Source organism: Streptomyces sp. NPDC001027 (assembly GCF_040299045.1).
In the GTDB taxonomy this organism is placed as follows: Bacteria; Actinomycetota; Actinomycetes; order Streptomycetales; family Streptomycetaceae; genus Streptomyces.
In genome coordinates, this window is the sequence record NZ_JBEPBI010000047.1 from 22380 (window position 1) to 41847 (window position 19468).

The 19468-nt window shown below is 74.7% G+C and carries 10 protein-coding genes and 1 tRNA gene; 10 read left to right on the top strand and 1 reads right to left on the bottom strand.

What is annotated here, in order from left to right; translation table 11 throughout:
- Positions 1 to 153: 153 nt before the first annotated feature.
- The 6 genes from tmk to ABT300_RS16075 all read left to right on the top strand — a co-directional run bounded on the left by tmk (position 154) and on the right by ABT300_RS16075 (position 10787).
- Complete coding sequence (gene tmk / locus ABT300_RS16050) at positions 154 to 3381, top strand: dTMP kinase (RefSeq protein ID WP_351675613.1); 3228 nt, start codon at positions 154 to 156, stop codon at positions 3379 to 3381.
- Positions 3382 to 3659: 278 nt separating this feature from the next.
- Positions 3660 to 4865 carry a DNA polymerase III subunit delta' gene (locus tag ABT300_RS16055; RefSeq protein WP_351675616.1) on the top strand — a complete coding sequence of 402 codons (1206 nt, stop codon included), beginning with the start codon at positions 3660 to 3662 and terminating at the stop codon, positions 4863 to 4865.
- A gap of 112 nt (positions 4866 to 4977) precedes the next feature.
- Entirely contained in the window at positions 4978 to 6555 is a 1578-nt protein-coding gene (locus tag ABT300_RS16060) for an alpha/beta hydrolase (RefSeq protein WP_351675619.1), read from the top strand.
- 107 nt (positions 6556 to 6662) lie between these two features.
- Positions 6663 to 6736: transfer RNA gene (locus tag ABT300_RS16065), tRNA-Thr, on the top strand.
- Between the two features lie 308 nt (positions 6737 to 7044).
- A complete protein-coding gene (locus ABT300_RS16070; protein ID WP_351675621.1) occupies positions 7045 to 10182 on the top strand; it encodes a S8 family serine peptidase in 3138 nt (1045 codons plus the stop codon).
- A gap of 215 nt (positions 10183 to 10397) precedes the next feature.
- Positions 10398 to 10787: a DUF4280 domain-containing protein gene (locus tag ABT300_RS16075; RefSeq protein WP_351675624.1), complete on the top strand. Its 390-nt coding sequence runs from the start codon at positions 10398 to 10400 to the stop codon at positions 10785 to 10787.
- Positions 10788 to 10812: 25 nt separating this feature from the next.
- Here the strand turns inward: ABT300_RS16075 and ABT300_RS16080 are convergent, their stop codons facing one another.
- Complete coding sequence (locus tag ABT300_RS16080; protein WP_351675627.1) at positions 10813 to 12153, bottom strand: COG1470 family protein; 1341 nt, start codon at positions 12151 to 12153, stop codon at positions 10813 to 10815.
- Between the two features lie 195 nt (positions 12154 to 12348).
- On the opposite strand from ABT300_RS16080, the gene ABT300_RS16085 reads away from it, so the two are divergent.
- The 4 genes from ABT300_RS16085 (at position 12349) to ABT300_RS16100 (ending at position 19436) form a co-directional block, all read left to right on the top strand.
- Positions 12349 to 12972: a helix-turn-helix transcriptional regulator gene (locus ABT300_RS16085; RefSeq protein WP_351675630.1), complete on the top strand. Its 624-nt coding sequence runs from the start codon at positions 12349 to 12351 to the stop codon at positions 12970 to 12972.
- A 169-nt stretch (positions 12973 to 13141) separates the two neighbouring features.
- Complete coding sequence (locus ABT300_RS16090) at positions 13142 to 16351, top strand: hypothetical protein (RefSeq protein ID WP_351675633.1); 3210 nt, start codon at positions 13142 to 13144, stop codon at positions 16349 to 16351.
- Positions 16348 to 17085 (top strand): Pvc16 family protein, encoded by a 738-nt coding sequence (locus ABT300_RS16095; protein WP_351675636.1) that lies wholly within the window; start codon positions 16348 to 16350, stop codon positions 17083 to 17085. The genes ABT300_RS16090 and ABT300_RS16095 overlap by 4 nt, the downstream gene beginning before the upstream one ends.
- Before the next feature lie 101 nt (positions 17086 to 17186).
- Entirely contained in the window at positions 17187 to 19436 is a 2250-nt protein-coding gene (locus tag ABT300_RS16100; RefSeq protein ID WP_351675639.1) for an ATP-binding protein, read from the top strand.
- The last annotated feature ends 32 nt before the right edge of the window (positions 19437 to 19468 follow it).

Sequence of the window (19468 nt, forward strand, 5' to 3'; positions counted from 1 at the left end):
TCGCGCTTTTCGGACGAAAAGGCGGGCGGATCCGACACGGTTTCCGCACAGCTCGTTCACGGGACGACCGCCCCGGCATCACTTTGGTGTCGGGGCGGTCGCACGTCCGGACGGGGGCCATGGGCTGTCAGCCGCGGCCGATAGGCTGAAAGCATGACGCGAGCCGAGCAGCCAACGGCCCACCACCCGGCCCCGGACGACGCCCTGGTGGCGGACTCCCGCGAGCGCGCCGTGCGCGCACTGTTGCGCGAGCCGCAGCTCAAGCGGCTCTGGAGTGCGCAGCTGGTGGGCGGTGTGGGAGACGCCCTCGCCCTTCTGGTCCTCGTCCTCCTCGTCCTCCAAGCAGCCATCGCGGAGGCCTCCTTCGGAGGCGGCTACCGCGGCGTGGCGTTCGCGGTGGCGACGGTCTTCGGGGTGCGCATTCTGGCCACCCTGCTCTTCGGAGCGGTCCTCCTGGGCCCGTTGACCTCGCTCACCTCGCCTGACGGCCCGCTCGACCGCCGCTGGACCATGGTCGCCGCGGACGGTCTGCGCGCCGCGCTGCTGATCGTCGCGCCCCTGTGGATCGACTGGACCCCCGACGACGCACTGCCCCTGCTGCTCGTCACCGTGTTCGTGACGGGCGTCGCCGAACGGTTCTGGACCGTCGCCCGGGAGAGCGCCGCCCCGGCCCTGCTGCCCGCGCCGCCCCTGGAGGGCGCGACGGTGCGGCCGTTGCCGGACCACATGGACGCCCTGCGTCGCCTGTCGCTGCGCACCGTCTTCGTGACGATCCCGCTGGGCGCGGTCGCCCTCGTCGGCGCGGCGTTGCTCAACAACCTCCTGGGCGTCGGCGTCGCCTGGTTCGACCAGCACCAGGCGGCCCTCGCCTCGTACGTCGCCGGGGGGCTCTTCGCCGGGTCGCTGTCCATCGTGACGTTCCTCGAACTGCCCGCGGTGCGCACCCCGCGCGCGCGGTCGCCGCTCGAGGGCCTGCGCCGCCCCCGCACCGCCGGCGGCGTCGACAGCGGCCGCACGGGCGCGATCCCGCTGCTGGTCCTCTCCTGCGCCGCGGTCGCCGGGGCGATCTCCGCCGCCGTCGCCGTCGCCGTGCTGCACGCCAAGGACCTGGGCGGCGGACCGGTCCTGTACGGGCTGCTCGTGCTCGGGCTGACCGGCGGCGTCGTCATCGGCGTGCGCACCGCCCCCAAGGTGCTGGTGTCGCTGTCGCGACGCAGGCTGCTCGCCCTGGCCATCGCCTTCACCGGCGTGGCGCTGCTCGCCGCCGGCCTGATCCCGGACGTCACCAGCGTGCTGCTGATCGTGACCCTGGCAGGCGTCGGCGCGGGCGTCGCCGCCAACACCGGGCACGCGCTGCTCGACCAGGAGACCGAGGACCACCGCCGCGCGCGGACGACCGAGCACCTGCACGCCGTGGTCCGGGTCCTGGTGGCGCTGGGCGCGCTGCTCGCCCCGCCGGCGGCGGCGCTCATCGGCCCGCACCGGCTGGAGAACGGCAGGTTCGTCTTCGCGCACGGCGGAGCGGCGTTCGTGCTCATGCTGGTCGGAGCGCTGCTGCTGCCGGTGGCCGCCCTGGTGCTCGCCAAGGTCGACGACCGCTCCGGCGTCCCCCTCCGAAAGGACCTGCGGGACGCGCTCCTGGGCGGCGACGACCCGCACACCTCGCAGGCCGCGACCGGCTTCTTCATCGCTCTGGAGGGCGGCGACGGCGCCGGCAAGTCCACCCAGGCCGAGGCGCTCGCCGAGTGGATCAGGGCCAAGGGCCACGAGGTCGTCCTCACCCGCGAGCCCGGGGCCACCCCCGTGGGCAAGAGGCTGCGCTCGATCCTGCTCGACGTGTCGAGCGCCGGGCTGTCCCACCGCGCGGAGGCGCTGCTCTACGCGGCCGACCGCGCGGAGCACGTCGACACCGTCGTACGGCCCGCTCTGGAGCGCGGCGCGGTGGTCATCACCGACCGGTACGTCGACTCGTCCGTGGCCTACCAGGGCGCCGGCCGTGACCTGTCCCCGACCGAGATCGCGAGGATCTCCCGCTGGGCGACGAACGGCCTGGTCCCGCATCTGACGGTCCTTCTGGACGTGTCGCCGGAGGCCGCCCGGGAGCGTTTCACGGAGGCGCCGGACCGGCTGGAGTCGGAGCCGGCGGAGTTCCACGCGCGCGTGCGCTCCGGTTTCCTCACCCTGGCCGCCGCCGACCCCGGGCGGTACCTGGTCGTCGACGCGGCGCAGCAGCCCGAGGCCGTCACCACCGTCGTCCGGCACCGGCTCGACCAGTTGCTGCCGCTCTCCGAGGCCGAGATCAAGGCCCAGGAGGAGGCGCGCAGGAAGGCCGAGGAGGAGGCCCGCCGCAAGGCCGAGGAAGAGGCCCGCCGCAAGGCCGAAGAGGAGCGCCTGGAGCGCGAGCGCCAGGAGCAGCTCGCCAAGCTGCGCGCCGAGGAGGAGGAGCGCAAGCGGCGCGAGCTGGAGGAGGCGCAGCGCCGCGAGGCCGAACGGCAGGCCGAGGAGGCCCGACTGCGCGCCGAGGAGGCCCGCAGGCGTGCCGAGGAGGAGCGGGTCCGGCTCCTCGCGGAGGAGAAGGCCCGCGCCGAGGAGGAGGCCCGCCGCAAGGCGGACGAGGAGCGGCGTCGCAAGCAGGCCGAGGAGGAGGCCAGGCTGCGCGCCGAAGCCGAGACCCGGCGGCTGGAGAAGCAGCGCAAGGCCGAGGAGGCGCTGCTGCGGGCCGAGCAGGCCCGGCGTGCGGCCGAGCAGGCGGCCGCGGCCGCGTCGGTCGGCCCGAAGACGCCCCGCCCGCCCGCCGCCGCTCCGGCGGCGCCGCCGGAGGCGGTGACCGTGCCGACGCCGGTGGTGACTCCGACCAACGCCTCGGGCGGACCGGTCGACGAGACGGCGGTGCTGCCGCCGGTCCGGATGGACAAGGAGCCCCTGCAGTCCTCCCGGACGTCGGCCGATCCCGCCGGGCCGTCGGCTGACGCCGAGGTGACGACCGAGCTGCCGCAGCCGTCCGTCCCGGCGGGCGCCGCGGACGAGACGGCGGTCCTGCCGCCGGTGCGTGACCACGGCCCCGAGGAGGAGACGGCCGTACTTCCTCCGGTGCGGGACGACAGCCCCTCGGACCGGGTGCCGCCGGGCTTCTTCCGCGACGAGCGGGGCGGACGGGCGGAGCGGGGCGGTGCGCGTCCCGACGGCGCCGACGACCGGACGCGCGAACTGCCGCAGCTCGACGAGGAGGGCTCGCCCCGCCGGCGCCCGCGGCCCGACTGGGCCGAGGAGACCCCGCTGGACGATCTGCCGACGCTGGCGGACGAACTGCTGGGACCGCACCGCGACGAGGACGACCGCGAGGGCCGCGACGAGGGCCGCGGGCGCGGCCGCCGCCGCTGACTGACGCCGGACGGCGGGGGCCGGGGACGGGAGGCGGGCGCCGGGGAGCGAAGGGCCTGGCCCCCGCTCCCGCCGCCTCCTGCTCCCGCAACCCGCTCCCGTCTCGGGCGGTAAGCGGTGCGGCGTCGGGCGGTGGGGCGTTGGACGTCCGACGGGCTTTTCGTGGCGTGGTGGGGCCCGCCTGTGGGCCGGCCGTGTCGCCGTGCCGGGGCCGGTTGTCAGTGGCGGCCCGCACAATGGAACCCGCAGCGAAACGTGACGGAAGGGCGGCGTGACGCATGACCGTGTGGGACGACCTCGTCGGCCAGGAGAAGGTGAGCGAGCAGCTGATCGCCGCCGCTCGGGACGCCGACGCGTTCGTCACCGCGGCGGCCTCCGGCGCCGCCCCGCCGGAGGCGTCGAAGATGACGCACGCCTGGCTGTTCACCGGCCCGCCGGGCGCCGGCCGCAGCCAGACGGCACGGGCCTTCGCCGCCGCCCTGCAGTGCGTGAGCCCGGACCGGGCGCTGGGCGGCGTCCCGGGCTGCGGGTTCTGCGACGGCTGTCATACGGCGCTCGTCGGCACGCACGCGGACATCACGACCGTCGCCGCGGTCGGCTCGCAGATCCTTGCCGAGGACATGCGCGACACGGTCCGCAAGTCCTACACGTCACCCGCCACGGGCCGTTGGCAGGTCATCCTCGTGGAGGACGCCGAGCGGCTGAACGAGAAGTCGGCCAACGCCGTGCTGAAGGCGGTCGAGGAGCCCGCCCCCCGCACGGTCTGGATGCTCTGCGCGCCTTCGCTGGAGGACGTGCTGCCCACCATCCGCTCCCGCTGCCGGCACCTGAACCTGCGCACGCCCTCCGTCGACGCCGTCGCCGACATGCTCGTACGGCGCGAGGGCATCGAGCCGGCCGTCGCCGCGGCCGCCGCCCGGGCCACCCAGGGACACGTCGACCGGGCGCGGCGGCTCGCCACCGACCCCGCCGCGCGCGAGCGCCGGGCGACCGTGCTGAAGGTGCCCCTGCGCGTCGACGACGTCGGCGGCTGTCTCAGAGCGGCCCAGGAACTGGTCGACACGGCCGCCGAGGACGCCAAACAGCTCGCGGAGGAGCGGGACGGCAAGGAGACCGAGGAACTGAAGGCGGCGCTGGGCGCGGCCCAGGGCGGCCGGATGCCGCGCGGCACGGCGGGCGTCATGAAGGACCTGGAGGACAAGCAGAAGCGGCGCAGGACGCGCACCCAGCGCGACAGTCTCGACCTCGCGCTCACCGACCTGACCGCCTTCTACCGCGATGTGCTGGCGCTGCAGCTCGGCTCGCGCATCGCGATCGCCAACGCGGACGCCGAAGACGCGTTGGAGAGGCTCGCCCGGGGCAGCAGACCCGAGTCGACGCTCCGCCGCATCGACGCCATCGCGGCCTGCAGAGACGCCCTCGACCGCAACGTCGCTCCGCTGCTGGCCGTGGAGGCGATGACCCTCGCCCTGAGAGCCGGCTGACGAGAGCGCAGAACCGCGGGAGCCGTCGGACGCGCGTTGACGGCGTCACTCGTCCGTGAGCACTTGAAGTACGCAGAGCGTGCAGCTCGTCGCTCACAGTTACGCTCGTCGGATGGACATCAGGCGCTCTCTCCGCAGGTCCCGTACCGGCGTCACCCTTGTGACGCTCGCCGCGCTGCTCGTCCCCGGCTGCTCCGCCGGGAAGCCGACGGGCACCGCCGGTTCGACGGCGAGGGCGGCGCTCGCCGCCCTCCCGAGGGCCACGCCGTCGGCACTCGCGCCGTACTACGCGCAGAAGCCGAGCTGGCGCGACTGCGGTGTCCCCGGCTTCCAGTGCGCCACCATGAAGGCGCCGCTCGACTACGCCGAGCCGAGCGCCGGCGATGTGCGGCTCGCGATCGCCCGCAAGAAGGCGACGGGCCCGGGCAAGCGCCTCGGCTCGCTGCTGGTGAACCCGGGCGGACCGGGCGGCTCGGCCGTCGGCTACCTCCAGCAGTACGCCGGCATCGGCTACCCCGCCGCCGTCCGCGCCCGCTACGACATGGTCGCCGTCGACCCCAGAGGCGTGGCCCGCAGCGAGCCCGTGGAGTGCCTTGACGGACCCGAGATGGACGCGTACACGCAGACGGACACCACCCCCGACGACCAGCGCGAGACGGACGCGCTCATCGGCGCGTACAAGAAGTTCGCGGAGGCCTGCGGGGCGCGCTCGGCACGGCTGCTGCGTCATGTCTCCACCGTCGGGGCGGCCCGGGACATGGACATCCTGCGCGCGATCCTCGGCGACGGGAGGCTGACTTACGTGGGGGCGTCCTACGGGACGTTCCTCGGAGCGACGTACGCGGGCCTGTTCCCGAACCGGGTGGGCAGGCTCGTCCTCGACGGCGCGATGGATCCGGCGCTGCCCGCCCGCAGGCTGAACCTGGACCAGACGGCGGGGTTCGAGACGGCGTTCCGGTCGTTCGCGAAGGACTGCGTGCGACGGCCCGACTGCCCGCTCGCCGCGAAGGGCGCCCCTCCCGCCCAGGTCGGCGCGAACCTGAAGGCCTTCTTCCGCAAGCTCGACGCACACCCGCTCCCCGCCGGCGACCCGGACGGCCGCAGGCTCGGCGAGGCCCTCGCCACCACCGGCGTGATCGCCGCGATGTACGACGAGAGCACGTGGGAGCAGTTGCGGGAGGCGCTGGCCTCGGCCATGAAGGAGGGCGACGGCGCGGGGCTGCTCATCCTCTCCGACGCCTACTACGAGCGCGACGCCGAGGGCCGGTACGCCAATCTGATGGCCGCCAACGCGGCGGTGAACTGCCTGGACCTTCCCGCCGCGTTCTCCACGCCGGAGCAGGTGGAGAAGGCGCTGCCGGCCTTCGAGAAGGCATCGCCGGTCTTCGGCGAGGGCCTCGCCTGGGCCTCCCTGAACTGCACGTACTGGCCGGTGGCGCCCACCGGTGAGCCGCAGCGCATCGAGGCGAGGGGCGCCGCGCCGATCGTCGTCGTCGGCACCACCCGCGACCCGGCGACCCCGTACCCCTGGGCGGTGTCCCTCTCCCGCCAGCTCGCCTCCGCCCGCCTCCTCACCTACCAGGGCGACGGACACACCGCCTACGGCCGCGGCAGCGCCTGCGTCGACTCCGCGATCAACGCCTACCTGCTCGACGGGACGCCTCCGGCCAGGGGAAAGCGCTGCTCATAGCCCCTCGACCGGCCCCGCACGTCGCACCCCGGGAGCTGGTGCAGAGCACCCCGGGAAACTGTGTAGACTTACCGACGTTGCTGATCGCACCATGGTGTGGACAGCGCGCCGCCTTAGCTCAGATGGCCAGAGCAACGCACTCGTAATGCGTAGGTCTCGGGTTCGAATCCCGAAGGCGGCTCTTTTTAGGCCCAGGTCAGACATTGTCTGACCTGGGCTTTTTCGTTCAGGGGAGGCGTTCGGCGGCGCTCGGTGCGGTGTGAGGGTGTCTGCCGTGCGGCATGTGGCGTCCTTCGGCAGGGGCGGGCGCGGGCGGAGTGCGTGTGGGTTTCCGGTTGCCTGCCGCGGGGCGGTGCTGTGGGGGACTGTGTGGTCTCTGTGAAGATGTGGGTGGGGTGGCTGTGGAGGATTCTCAACTCCTTTGAGTTCTGGTGACATTGGGGCCATGGGGTAGGTACGAGTCACCAAGTCGACTGCAATGGACTTGAGTTGAAGCACAACAGAAGACATGGCCGTGCCGCCGTCCGGCGGGTGGCCGCCGTGCTCGCCGGGGCTCTGGCGCTCGCCGGCACGACGGCGCCCGCTCATGCCGGACCCGCCGACCGGTCCGGCCCCGCCGGCGCCCGTATGTACCTGGTGAAGCTCGCCGACCCGCCGGTCGCCGCCTATCAGGGCGGCCTGAAGGGTCTGAAGCGCACCGCTCCCTCCCCCGGGGACCGGCTCAGGACGAGGACGAACGACGTCCGGGCCTACCTGAGGCACCTGGACGTCCGTCGCGACGAGGTGCTCGACCGCATCCCCGGCGTCACCGAGGTCTACGCGTACGGCTACGCCTTCAACGGCTTCGCCGCGAAGCTCACCGCCCGCCAGGCGGCGGAACTGGCCGCCGCTCCCGGCGTGGTCTCGCTGACCCGTGACCAGGTCGAGCACCTGCCGTCGACGCCCGTCCCGCCCGCCTCGGCGGCGCCGGCGGGGGACGCGTTCCGGCGGGGGGCGCCCGCGCCCGAGGGCGAACGTCGCGCGGCGGTGGGCACGGCCGGGGCCGCGGTGGGCACGGCCGGGGCGGCGGTGGGCACGGCCGGGGCGGCGGCCCCGCCTCCCGACATCCCGCGCTTTCTGGGGCTGGAGGGCGAGAAAGGCCTGTGGTCCCGGCTCGGCGGCCCCGAGCACGCCGGCGAGGGCACCGTCGTCGGTGTGGTGGACAGCGGAGTCGACCCGACGAACCCGATGCTCGCCCCGCTCCCCGAACCCCGCCCCGACGCCGACGTCATCGCCCGGAAGTGGCACGGCGTCTGCGACGGAGGCGACGATCCCGCCCACGAGGTCGTCTGCAACAACAAACTCGTCGGCGCGCAGTGGTTCCGCAAGGGCGTCCCGGACCCGACGCCCGAGGACATCCCGTCTCCCTGGGACCTGGACAGCCACGGCACCCACACCGCCACCACCGCCGCGGGCGACCACGGCACGCCGGTGGAACTGCCCTCCGCCGGCATCCGCGGCGACATCAGCGGCATCGCCCCGGCCGCCCGGGTGGCCGCGTACAAGGCCTGCTGGCACGACGGCTGCTGGGACTCGGACCTCACCGCGGCGATCGACCAGGCCGTGGCGGACGGCGTGGACGTGATCAGCTTCTCGATCGGCGGGACGCTCACCACCTCCACCTCCATGGAGGCGATGTTCAACGCCGCGAAGGCGGGGGTGTTCGTCTCCGCGGCGGCCGGCAACGACGGACCCGGGACGGTGGCGAACACCGCGCCGTGGATCACCACCGTCGCCGCCGAGACGCACGACACCGGCTACACCTCGACGCTGGTTTTGGGCGACGGCCGCCGGTTCACCAACGTCCGGATGCAGGCCTCGCTCTCCCCGGCCCCGCTGGTCGACGGCGCTGACGCGCGCAGGCCGGACGCGGACGTCGCGCAGGCCACGCTGTGCGCGCCGGGCACGCTCGACCCGGCCGCCGTCAGGGGGCGGATCGTGATCTGCGACCGTGGCGGAGTGGCCATCTGGGACAAGGGCCGGGAGATCGCGGACGCCGGCGGCGTGGGCATGGCCTTGGCGAACACGCCGAGCAGCGCGCAGGAGTTCTTCCCGAACGACTACGTCGTGCCCACCGTCCACCTGTCCCAGGACGACGGGAAGGCCGTCAGGCAGTACGCGGCGCAGGCCGGCGCCACGGCCGGGTTCGTCCCCGGCGTCATCCGCGTCCGCGCTCCCCAGGTCACCTCGTTCTCCTCCGGCGGCCCGGACCTGTACAGCGGCGGCGACCTGCTCAAACCCGACATCGCCGCCCCGGGTCAGCTCGTCCTGGCGGGCGTCGTCCCCGACGGAGATTCGGGATCCGCTGCCCGGTTCGGCTTCTTCGACGGGACGTCGATGGCGACGCCGCACATAGCGGGTCTCGCCGCCCTCCTGAAGCAGCTGCACCCCGACTGGTCGCCCATGGAGATCAAGTCGGCGCTGATGACCACGGCGACGACCACGGACAACGAGGGCGGACCCGTCGCCCGGCAGGACGGCGGGAAGGCGACCCCGCTCGACCTCGGCGCCGGCTCTCCCCGTGCCGGCCTCGCCGCCGACCCCGGCCTGGTCTACGACTCGACGTCCGCCGACTGGACGTCGTACCTCTGCGGGCTGCGGCTGCGGCCTGCCACGGGGGACGGCGGCGACGTCTGCGCGACCACGCGTCCGGTCGACGCCGGCGACCTGAACCAGCCGGCGATCGCGGTCGGCGACCTCGCCGGGCGGCAGACGGTGACCCGCACGGTCACCAACGTCGGCGTGGACACCGCCACCTACCGGGCGACGCTGCAGACGCCGCCCGGCTACCGGGCCGAGGTCGCTCCGAAGCGTCTGACGCTGCTCCCCGGCGGCTCGGCGACGTACCGGATCACCTTCACCCGCACCGACGCCGCCTACGGCGTCTTCTCCTACGGCTCCCTCACCTGGAGCGACGCGCACAGCCACCACCGGGTCGCCAGTCCGATCGCGTTGCGCGCCGCCCGGGTGGCCGCACCCGTCGGCATCGCCCTCACGGGGGAGCGGTCCACGCCGCTCACCGTACGGGCGGACTGGACGGGAGAACTGACCGCGCGGGCGGAGCTGTACGCGTCCGAGAAGATCACCGGCACGCTCACCGGCGAGGACCAGGACTTCCCGTCCGACCCGCGCCCCGGTGACGCCGCCGCGATGATCCCGGTCCACGTACCGCAGGGCGCGCCCTTCACCAGGGTCGCGGCCGACCCGGCGGACCATGTGCCCGGAACCAGCGTGTTCCTCTACGCCTTCGACGAGAACGGAGTCCTGATTCCCTCCGAGCCGCAGATCGGCTCGGGCGACTACGTCGACCTGCCGCCCGGCGACTACGAGGTCTACGTGGTGCAGTACGACATGCCGAAGGACACCGACAGCCAGCAGTACACGCTGCGCCTGTGGAGGGTCGGGCAGACGACCCCGGCGGTCCGCCCCGTCGTCGCCCCCGCCGTCCAGCCGGTCGCTCCGGGAGCGCCGCGCGCGCTGACGGTGTCGTGGCCGGACGCGGTGCGCGGCGAGCGGTACGTCGGCGTCGTGGAGTACGGCGACGGGACCCGGCCCGCGGGTCTGACGAGGCTGGCCGTCACGCCGTAACGGCAGGCGACGGCGACAGGCGCCCGCCCGTGCCCCGCGAGGGGGGCGGGCGGTTCGCGCCTCGGGCGCCGGCGCGTTCGGCGTCGGCGATGACGGGTGCGGCAGGGCAGCGTTCCCTGCCCGATCGGCTGGCCTGCGACCTCTGACCGCTGTGCCGTGCCTGCCCTAGCGTCGCTGTACGACGAGGGTGTGGCACCCGGGCGCGGAGGTGGATCATGGGGCTGCTCGTGACGGCGACGGCACTGGTGAGCTGTTCGTCGGGCAGCGCGCCCGCGACGCTGTCCGTGCCTCCCGGGCCGGTGCTGTGCCACGGCAAGCCGGTCGCCACCGTCCAGGCGGTCGTGCCGCAGCTGAACATCCCGTCGTTCGGCATGTGCAACAACCCCGGCAATCCCGTGGTGGCGCAGGCGACCGCCGCCGCGAACGGCGTGCTGACCCCCATGCCGTGCATGCCGGTCACCCCGGCTCCCTGGCAGCCGGGCTCGTCGACGGTGCTGGTGGCGGGTCAGCCGGCGCTGACCCAGTCGTCGAAGTGCGCGTGCCAGTGGGGAGGGACCGTCCAGATCGGCTCGCCCGGTCAGCAGAGCACGCAGGTCGCCGGCTGACCGGCGCCGGGCGCGGCGCCGGCGGTCAGGACGCGACCATCTTGCCGTTCAGCAGCGCCGATTCGGCGCAGGTCGTGGGCTTGGGGGCGGACGGCGGCGAGCCGGGGGTGCGGCACGCGACGGTCATGGTGACCTTGCCGCCGGCGGGGACCCGCAGCGGCGTGACCCAGGGGCTGTCCGTGTCGCGGAAGTCCTCCAGCGCGAGCAGCGACACCTGGGAGCCGTCGATGTCCAGCGTCAGGGTGCCGTAGTCGCCCTGCGGGTTCTGCAGGACGATGTCCGAGATCAGGAAGGTCTTGCCCTTCGGCACGGTGAACGTGGCGTCGGCGCTGTCGCCGTTCCCGGCCCGCACGGACAACGGCGTGTAGAAGTTGGCGCCCGCCGCCCCCGACCCGGCGGCGGCCGCGGCCCCGGAGGCACCGCCCGAGGGCTGTGCGGACGGTTTCCCACCCCCACCCCCACCCCCGCCCGCGCCCGCTCCCGCGCCGCCTCCCGCCGCCTGCGCCGCCGCGCTCTGGCTCGCGGCGGCCGACGCCACCGCGTCGACCTTCTTCTGCTGCTCCTTGACCGCGGACTGCACGGCCTGGCTCGCCTGGGAGCTGACGGCGGCGCCCGCGGTCGACGTGATCGCCGGCTTGAACACGCCGAACCACGCGGCCGTCAGGGCGACGCCGGAGGCGGCGGCCAGCGCGAGCGCCTTGGGGAGCATCGCCGGGACCAGCGGGCGCTGCTCGTACGCGCCGTCGAGGGGGTCGCCGGGCAGGCCGGCGAGGGCCACGCGGACCTGGAAGGCGTGGCGCTTCTCCGCGCCTCGCAGGATGCGATGGCGCGGCCGTACCGTCAGCCGGAGATGGCCCTGCTCCCCGGGGGCGAGTTCGGCCTCGGCGGGGTGGACGCGGTACCGCAGCTTCTCGTCGGTGTCCCAGGCCCCGAGCGTGACGTCGGCCGGTGTGTTGCCGTGGTTGTGCACCGCCACCTGGAAGCGCGCGCGCAGCCGTCCGCGGTTCGAGCGCGGCAGCAGCTCCGCGGCGATCTCGTGGAACGGCAGGACCTCGACCGTGCCCTCCGGGACCGTCACGTCCTGGGGCCGTTCGACGGGCAGGACGCGGACCGCGAACGGCGTCGGCCCGACAGCCGTGTCGGGCGTCCGGGGCGGCCGGAGGGTCACGGTGACCGTGTCCGCGGTCCCCGGGTAGAGCGACAGCTCGGCCGGCTCCACCGAGGCCCAGGCCGACGGCACGCCGACCACCTCGAACCGGTACGCCTCGACGATGTCGCCGCCGTTGCGGACATGCAGGGTGACCTGTCGGGTCGCTCCGGGTTCGACCGGGAGGGACGGGGGGTCCAGCCGCGCAGTTGCTGTCATGGCCCCTGACTGTAGGAAGATCACCGCGCGCTGCCAGGGGCCGATGGGGAAGGACCGGAGGCACCATGTCTTCCCATTAGCTTCACATTAAGTGCACGCAAAGTCCTCAGGTGCATGCTCGTTCTCCTTGGTTCGATATCGACCCCCGGCCGGCCGGCGCTCACCCGGTCCGGGCCGGGAACACAGGAGAGCGAAGTGGAACGTGTCGCCGTCGTCGTCCACGCCGAAGACCCCATCTCCCGGTCGGGCGTCGTCACCCAGCTCAGGCGGTGCCCGGAGCTGTGGGTCCTCCCGGAATCCGAACAGGAGCGCGCCGCAGTCGTGTTCGTCGTCGCCGACGGGGTCGACGAGCACACCGCGGTGGTGCTGCGCCGGCTCAGCCGTACGGCCGCGGCGCGCGTCGTCCTGATCGCGGCGCGGGTCGACGACGCGGGCCTGGTCACCGCGGCGGAGTGCGGGGTCCTGGGCGTGGTGCGCCGCTCGGAGGCGACCCCGGAGCGGATCGTGCAGGTGGCCCTGCTGGCGGCCCGCGGCGAGAGCAGCATGCCGTCCGACCTGCTGGCCCGTCTGCTGGCCCAGGTCGGCAAGATGCAGCAGCAGCTGCTCGACCCGCGCGGGCTCTCGTACACGGGCATGAGCACCCGTGAGATCGGTGTCCTCAAGCTCGTCGCCGACGGGATGGACACCCGCGAGATCGCCGCGAGTCTGTCCTATTCGGAGCGCACCGTGAAGAACATCCTGCACGACGTGACCAGCCGGCTGCAGTTGCGCAACCGCACGCACGCGGTCGCGTACGCGTTGCGGCAGGGCCTGATCTGAGGCCCCTTCCGGTGCTGCGCGCTGCCCGAACGCGCAACGGGTCCTGCGTCGTTCACTGCCCCGCCGCACGGGGTGGACCGCCGTCCGAACGTCCAGGATGGACGGTCTGACCATCCCGGGGCGAGCGCGGGCGCGCGCCCCGGCGCCGAGACGGGGAGGGTACGAACCGGTGCGTCGTAGCGTTCGTTTGCCGCGTGGCCACGGGCTCGGCCGGCGCTTCGCCGCCCGTGCGGTCGCGCTGCTGTCGCTGGGGACGCTGCTCGGCGTCGTCCCGCCCGAGGGGCGGAGCGCCGCGGCCCCGGCCGACGGCGCCGCGGCCCCCGGACGCATCGCGTTCTACGGGACGTCGCACCGCAGCCTCGGCACGGTCGCCCTCGGCGCCGAGGGCGACGAGGGCGCCGGCTTCAGCGCTCCGCTCTTCCCCGGCCCGCAGCACTACGACGTCGACGCCTCGGCCCGGGGCGACGCCGTCGTCTGGACGAGTCTGCGGGACTCCGCCGAGGCGCAGGTCCACACGCAGCGCGGCAACGGCCCCGTCATCCGGGTCACCACGGCGGCGACCGGGGTGCAGCACCCTCAGCTCTCCCCGGACGGCGAGAAGGTGGCGTTCGCCGCCGAGACCGGCCGCGCGGACGGGATGCACGACATCTGGATCGCGGACGTCGGCGGCGGCCGGCCGCGCCGGGTCACCGACGGGTCCGGCGACAACGTCTGGCCCACCTGGTCGCCGGACGGGAGCCGGCTGGCCTTCAGCGCCCTGCGCGGCGACGTCTCCCGCTACCGGCTCTTCACCGTCGCCGCGGCGGGCGGGCCGGTCAGGACGCTCACCGCGCAGAACGACTGCGATCCGGGCGGCCCCGGCACGGACGCCTGGATCCCTCCGGCCGATCCGGCCGCGGGCGTCTGGGTCGGCGCGATCCAACCCGCGTGGAATCCGGTCCGCGCCGACACCCTCGTCTACACCTGCGGGGTGTGGCCGGCGCCTGTCCCGGAGGTGACCGAGTCCCGCCTGACGCTCCTGTCCACGGACGGGAGGGAGTCCGGCGCGCTTGCGGCCGGCTGGGCGGGCTGGCAGGGCAGTTGGTCCCCGGACGGCATGAGCCTGGCCTTCGTCAGCCATGGCGAACCGGGCGCGGAGGAGGGGCTGAACCGGATCTACACGGCGGCGGTCGAGGGAGCCGCGACCCCCGTCCTGCGGCTGGTGGAGGACCGTTGGGTCGACAGCCCCGGCTGGTACACGCCCGCGGGCGGGAGCACCCGGCTGCTCGTCGCCCGCGACTCGGCGGCGAGGGCGGGCGCTCTCGACCTGTCGGACGTGCTGCCCGACGGAACCGACCCACGCGACCTGGGCCAGCCCACGGCCGCCTCCCCCGTCGCGCAGTGGGCCCAGAACGGACCCGAGTACTCCCCGGACGGGCGGCGGATCGCCTTCACCCGGGCCGAACGCAGGGGCGACGAGACCTTCAGCCGGATCTGGATCGCGAACGCCGACGGGTCCGGCGCCCGCCCGCTGCAGACGCAGGGCGCCCCCGGCGGCGGGGGGAACGGGCGCGGGGAGATCTCCCCGACGTGGTCGCCGGACGGGCGGCGGATCGCGGTCGTCCGCGACGGCTTCTCCGGGGATCGCCACCGGTCGTGGATCTCCGTGATCGACGTCGCCTCGGGGCGGGACCTCTTCGACGTCGACCAGGGGGAGAACCAGTGGGACACCGAGCCGGCGTACGCGCCGGACGGCCGCACTCTCCTGCTCTCGCGGGTCGACACCCGTGACGAACATGCGGAGATCTGGTCGGTCCGCGCCTCCGACGGCGGTGGGCAGACCGACCTGACCGCCGTCTCCGTGCCGGACACGGACGCCCGGACCGACGCCAGTCCCGCGGTCTCACCGGACGGTTCCACGATCGTCTTCAGCACCGAGCAGGGCTACTGGCTGATGAACGCGGACGGCACCGGCCGCCGTCCGCTCCCGGGCGATCTCCCCGTGGGGGGCTTCGCGGTCTGGTCGCCCGACGGATCACGGGTCGCCGTCACCAGCCGACGGACGGAGCGGCCCCGTATCGAGCTGGTGGACGTCAGGACGGGCGCCCGCACGGTGCTGCTGGGCCGGGGATTCGCCGGGGCGAGAGGCGGCGCCGGTCAGCAGCAGTCGCCCGCCTGGCAGCCGACGGCCGACCTCGGCACCTCGGTGCGGCCGGGCCCGGGGGAGCCGACCCCGGGCGAGCTGACCCCGGGCGAGCGGACGACCGTCACGCTGACCGTGCGCAACCTGGGGCCGCGGCCGGAACCCGCCGCACGGCTCACCGTCTCCGTACCGGCGGGGCTGCGACTGAACGCCCTGGAGCCGGACGCCGGCAGCTGCGACGCCGCCGGGTTCGCCTGCGATCTCGGCGCGCTGCCCACGGGGGCGACGGCCACGGTCACCCTCCGTCTGACGGCCACGGCCGAGGGCTCGTTCCCCGTCGTGTGGACGGTGTCCGGCTCCATGGCCGACCCCGATCCGGCCGACGACCACGGGAGCGCGCAGATCACGGTGGGCGTGCCCGCGCCCGTCCCGCCGGCGGACCCGCCCGTGCTGACCGTCGCGGCGTCGCCCGGCGTCGGACACGTCGGCGGCGCCGTCACGGTGACGTACACGGTGCGGAACACCGGGCGGCAGGCCGTCGAGGGACTGTCGCTGGTCACCGCGATCCCCGAGGCGTTCTCGGTGAGCGGGCTGCCGAGCGCCTGCCGGAGCGCCGTCGGCTGCGCGGTCGGCGACCTGCCGCCGGGCGGGTCCGCGGTCGTCCAGGCCGTGCTGACCCCGACGACGGCCGGGCGCTACCGGCTCGACGCCAGGGTGGGCGCGACCTCGGCGCCGACGGCCGACGGCGCGGTGCAGGCCGCCGCGACGGTGACGGTGCTTCAGCCGGCGATCACCGCGCTGCCGAGGGTCGGCAGTCCCGGCACGGTCACCCTCGTCCGGGGGACCGGCTTCCCGCCGGGGATCCCCGTGCGGCTCACCTGGAGTCCCGGCATCACGGCGGCGGCCGACCCGTCGGTGCCCGGCCCCGACGGGTCGTTCGTGGCGCAGATGCTGATCCTGGACGGCGACCGCACCGGCCTGCGGACCGTCACCGCCGTCGGCCCCGGGTTCAGCCCCGTCACCGCCCCGTTCCTGGTCACCGAGGCACGGCTGGCGCTGCCGTACCTGGACGCAGGCGCGGACGCGGGCGGCGGCGTCGACACGCAGACCCCCGTGGCCCCGGACGCTCCGGCGGCGACGGGCGCTCCGGCGGCGGGCGCTCCGGCGGCGGGCGGCCCGGCGGCGCCGGGTGTGCCCGCGGGGCCGGGGGCGAGCGTGGGGCCGGTCCGGCCGTCGTCCGAAGGGCGGACGCCGTGATCCACGAGGTGGACGAGGCCCTGCGGAGCCTGCTGAGCGAGCAGGTCCTCGGCGAGACCGGAGCGGAGGTGGCCTTCGAGGCGCCCACCCGGGAATGGGTGGCCAGACGCTCCGGCGCCCCCGCGGTCAACGTCTTCCTCTACGACGTCCGCGAAGACCTCAAACGACGCCAACTGGGCCGACGCACCGAGACCGACGACCGGGGCAGGCCGGTGGAGCTGCGCGAACCGTCCCGCTGGTACACCCTCTCCTACCTGGTCACCGCCTGGACGGCACGGCCGCAGGACGAGCACCGGCTGCTGTCGCTGTTGCTGGCCGGACTGGTGGGCGAGGACCGCCTGCCGCCCGCGCGGCTCACCGGATCGCTGGCGGAACTGGGCCTGGCCGTCCCGGTGAGCGTGGCCCTCCCGCCCACCGAGAACAGGGCGCTGGCCGATGTGTGGTCGGCGCTCGGCGGCGAGCTCAAGCCGTCCCTCGACGTGGTCGTGACGGCCCCGCTCGCCCTCCGCGGCCGGCCCGCCGGGCCCCTGGTGTCGGACGGCCTGGAACTGCGCACGGTGGACCGGACCGACGGCACGGAGGGCACGCGGGGCAGCGAGAGACGACGAGCGCGTTACGAGGACGCGCCGGAGGGCCGAACCGCGCCCGCGCCTGACGCGGCGCCCACGCTGGGCTCCCGCAGGGTCCGCGGCACGGCGGCGGGCGGCTCGACGCCGGGGGCGGTGCGGCGTTGAAGAACGGGACCTCGCCGCGCACCGCGGGACACGGCCCCGGCACGGGCGGCACCGACAGGGGCGGGACGGCGCCGGGCGGGACGGCTACGGGTGGGACGGTCATGTCCGGGACGGTCATGTTCGGGACGGGTCGCGCGCCCGCCCGTCTCTCCGTCGTCGAGGGGCTGGTGCGCGCGGCCGTGGAGCGGCGGCGTGCCGCCGACGTCCGTCCGGACGACCCGCTGCGCGGCCTGTACCTGTCGGACGAACACGTCGGCCGCCTGCTGGAGCGGTCGGGCGGCATCAGCTCCGGACCCCGTGAGGAGGCGCCCTCCGCCGCCGTGGAGCCCGGGGCGGAGCCGGAGTCCGGGGCGGGACGGGCGGGGGCGCCGGTGGCCGGTACCGGCACGTCGCCGGCCGGTATCGGCGCCGGCACGCCGGTCGAATCACTCGCCCGGCGTTTCGGGCTCAGCCCGTTCGACGTCGACGTCCTGCTGGTCGCCCTGCTGCCCGATCTCGACGCCGGCTACGAACAGCTCTACGGCTATCTCAACGACGACGTCACACGGCGGCGGGCCGGCATCGGGCTCGCCCTGGACGTGCTCGGCGCCGATGCCCGGCAGCCCGGCGTCCGCGCCCGCTTCTTCGCCGGCGGCCCCCTGGTGGCGGGCGGTCTGCTGGAGGTCGAGGATCCCGGGAGGCCCTTCCTGAGCCGGGAGCTGCGCGTGCCGGACCGGGTGGCCGCCCACCTGCTGGGCGACGGCGCTCCCGATCCGCGGACCGACGCTGTGCTGCGGGTCCTGCGCACGCCGCAGACCAGGGCCCAGGCCGCTCCGGAGGCGGCCGGCACGCCGGTCGCCTCGCTGGCCGCGGCACTCCGCGCCGGCGTGCGCCTGGTCCATCTGCACCAGGCGCAGGGCGGTTCGGCGACCGACGTCGCGGCCACGGGGCTGCGGCGCGCGGGCCTGGCGGCGCTGGCGCTCGACCTCACGGCCCTGGCCTCGACGCCCCACCCGGAGCATGTGGTGCCGGTCGTGCTCCGGGAGGCGCGGCTGCGCGGCGGCGGACTCGTCGTCGGGCCGCTCGAGGCGCTGGAGCCCGCCGCCCACCCCGAACACCGGCGGCTGCTGCGCACCCTGGGAACGCTGCCGGTGCCGGTCGTCTTCACCGGACACCGTGCCTGGGACCCGCAGTGGTCGGTGACGAGCCCGCTGACCCTGGCCGTTCCCGGACTGGACGCCGACGAACGCGCGGCCCTGTGGCGCGAGGCGCTGGCCCCGGCCGACGGCGGCTCGGGCATCGACGGTGCGGGCGGCAGCGGCGCGTGCGGCGCGGGCATCGGCGTCAGGGGCATGGAGGGCTTGGAAGGTCTGGAGGGCGTCGAGGGCGGTGACGACGCACTGGTCGACCTGCTGTCCGCCTACGTACTGACTCCGGAGCAGATCCGGCGTGCGGCGGAGACGGTCGGCGCTCTGGCGGCCTCCGTCGGCCGACCGGTCACCCGGGCCCAGTTGAGCACGGCGGTCCGGGGCCAGAACGCCACCGGACTCGAACGTCTCGCCCGCCGTATCGAACCGGCCGTGGGCTGGGCGGACCTCGTCGTGCCAGAGCCGGTGAGCGAGCAGCTCGGCGAGCTCGCCCGCCGGGCCAGGCACCGCGACCGGGTGCTCGGGCAGTGGGGGATGCGGCCGGGCGGCGGCCGGGGCCGGGGCGTGCTGGCACTGCTCGCGGGGGAGTCCGGCACGGGCAAGACGATGTCGGCGGAGGTGATCGCCGGGGACCTCGGTCTCGACCTGTACGTCGTCGATCTCTCCTCGGTCGTCGACAAGTACATCGGGGAGACGGAGAAGAACCTGGAGCGGATCTTCACCGAGGCGGCCGGGGTCAACGGCATCCTGCTCTTCGACGAGGCCGACGCCGTCTTCAGCAAGCGCTCCGAGGTGAAGGACTCCCACGACCGCAACGCGAACATGGAGAGCGCCTATCTGCTCCAGCGCATGGAGTCCTTCGACGGCATCGCCGTCCTGACGACGAATCTGCGGTCCAACCTCGACGAGGCGTTCATCCGCCGGCTGGACGTCATCGTCGACTTCCCGATGCCCGAGCCCGCGCTGCGCCAGGACCTGTGGGACCGGTGCCTGGGCCCCTCGATACCCCGGGCGGACGGGCTCGACCTGGACTTCTGCGCCCGCTTCGAGCTGGCCGGCGGTTCGATCCGGGCCTGTGTCATCACCGCGGCGTACCGGGCGGCCGAGAGCGGACAGCCGGTCTCCACGGCGGACCTGGTCGGGGCGATCCGCCAGGAGTACCGCAAGCTCGGCCGCCTGGTGCTGGACCACGAGTTCGCCCCGCGGCGGGCGACCACGAGGTGACGGACGGGCGCGTGTGCCGCGTCACGGGAGAG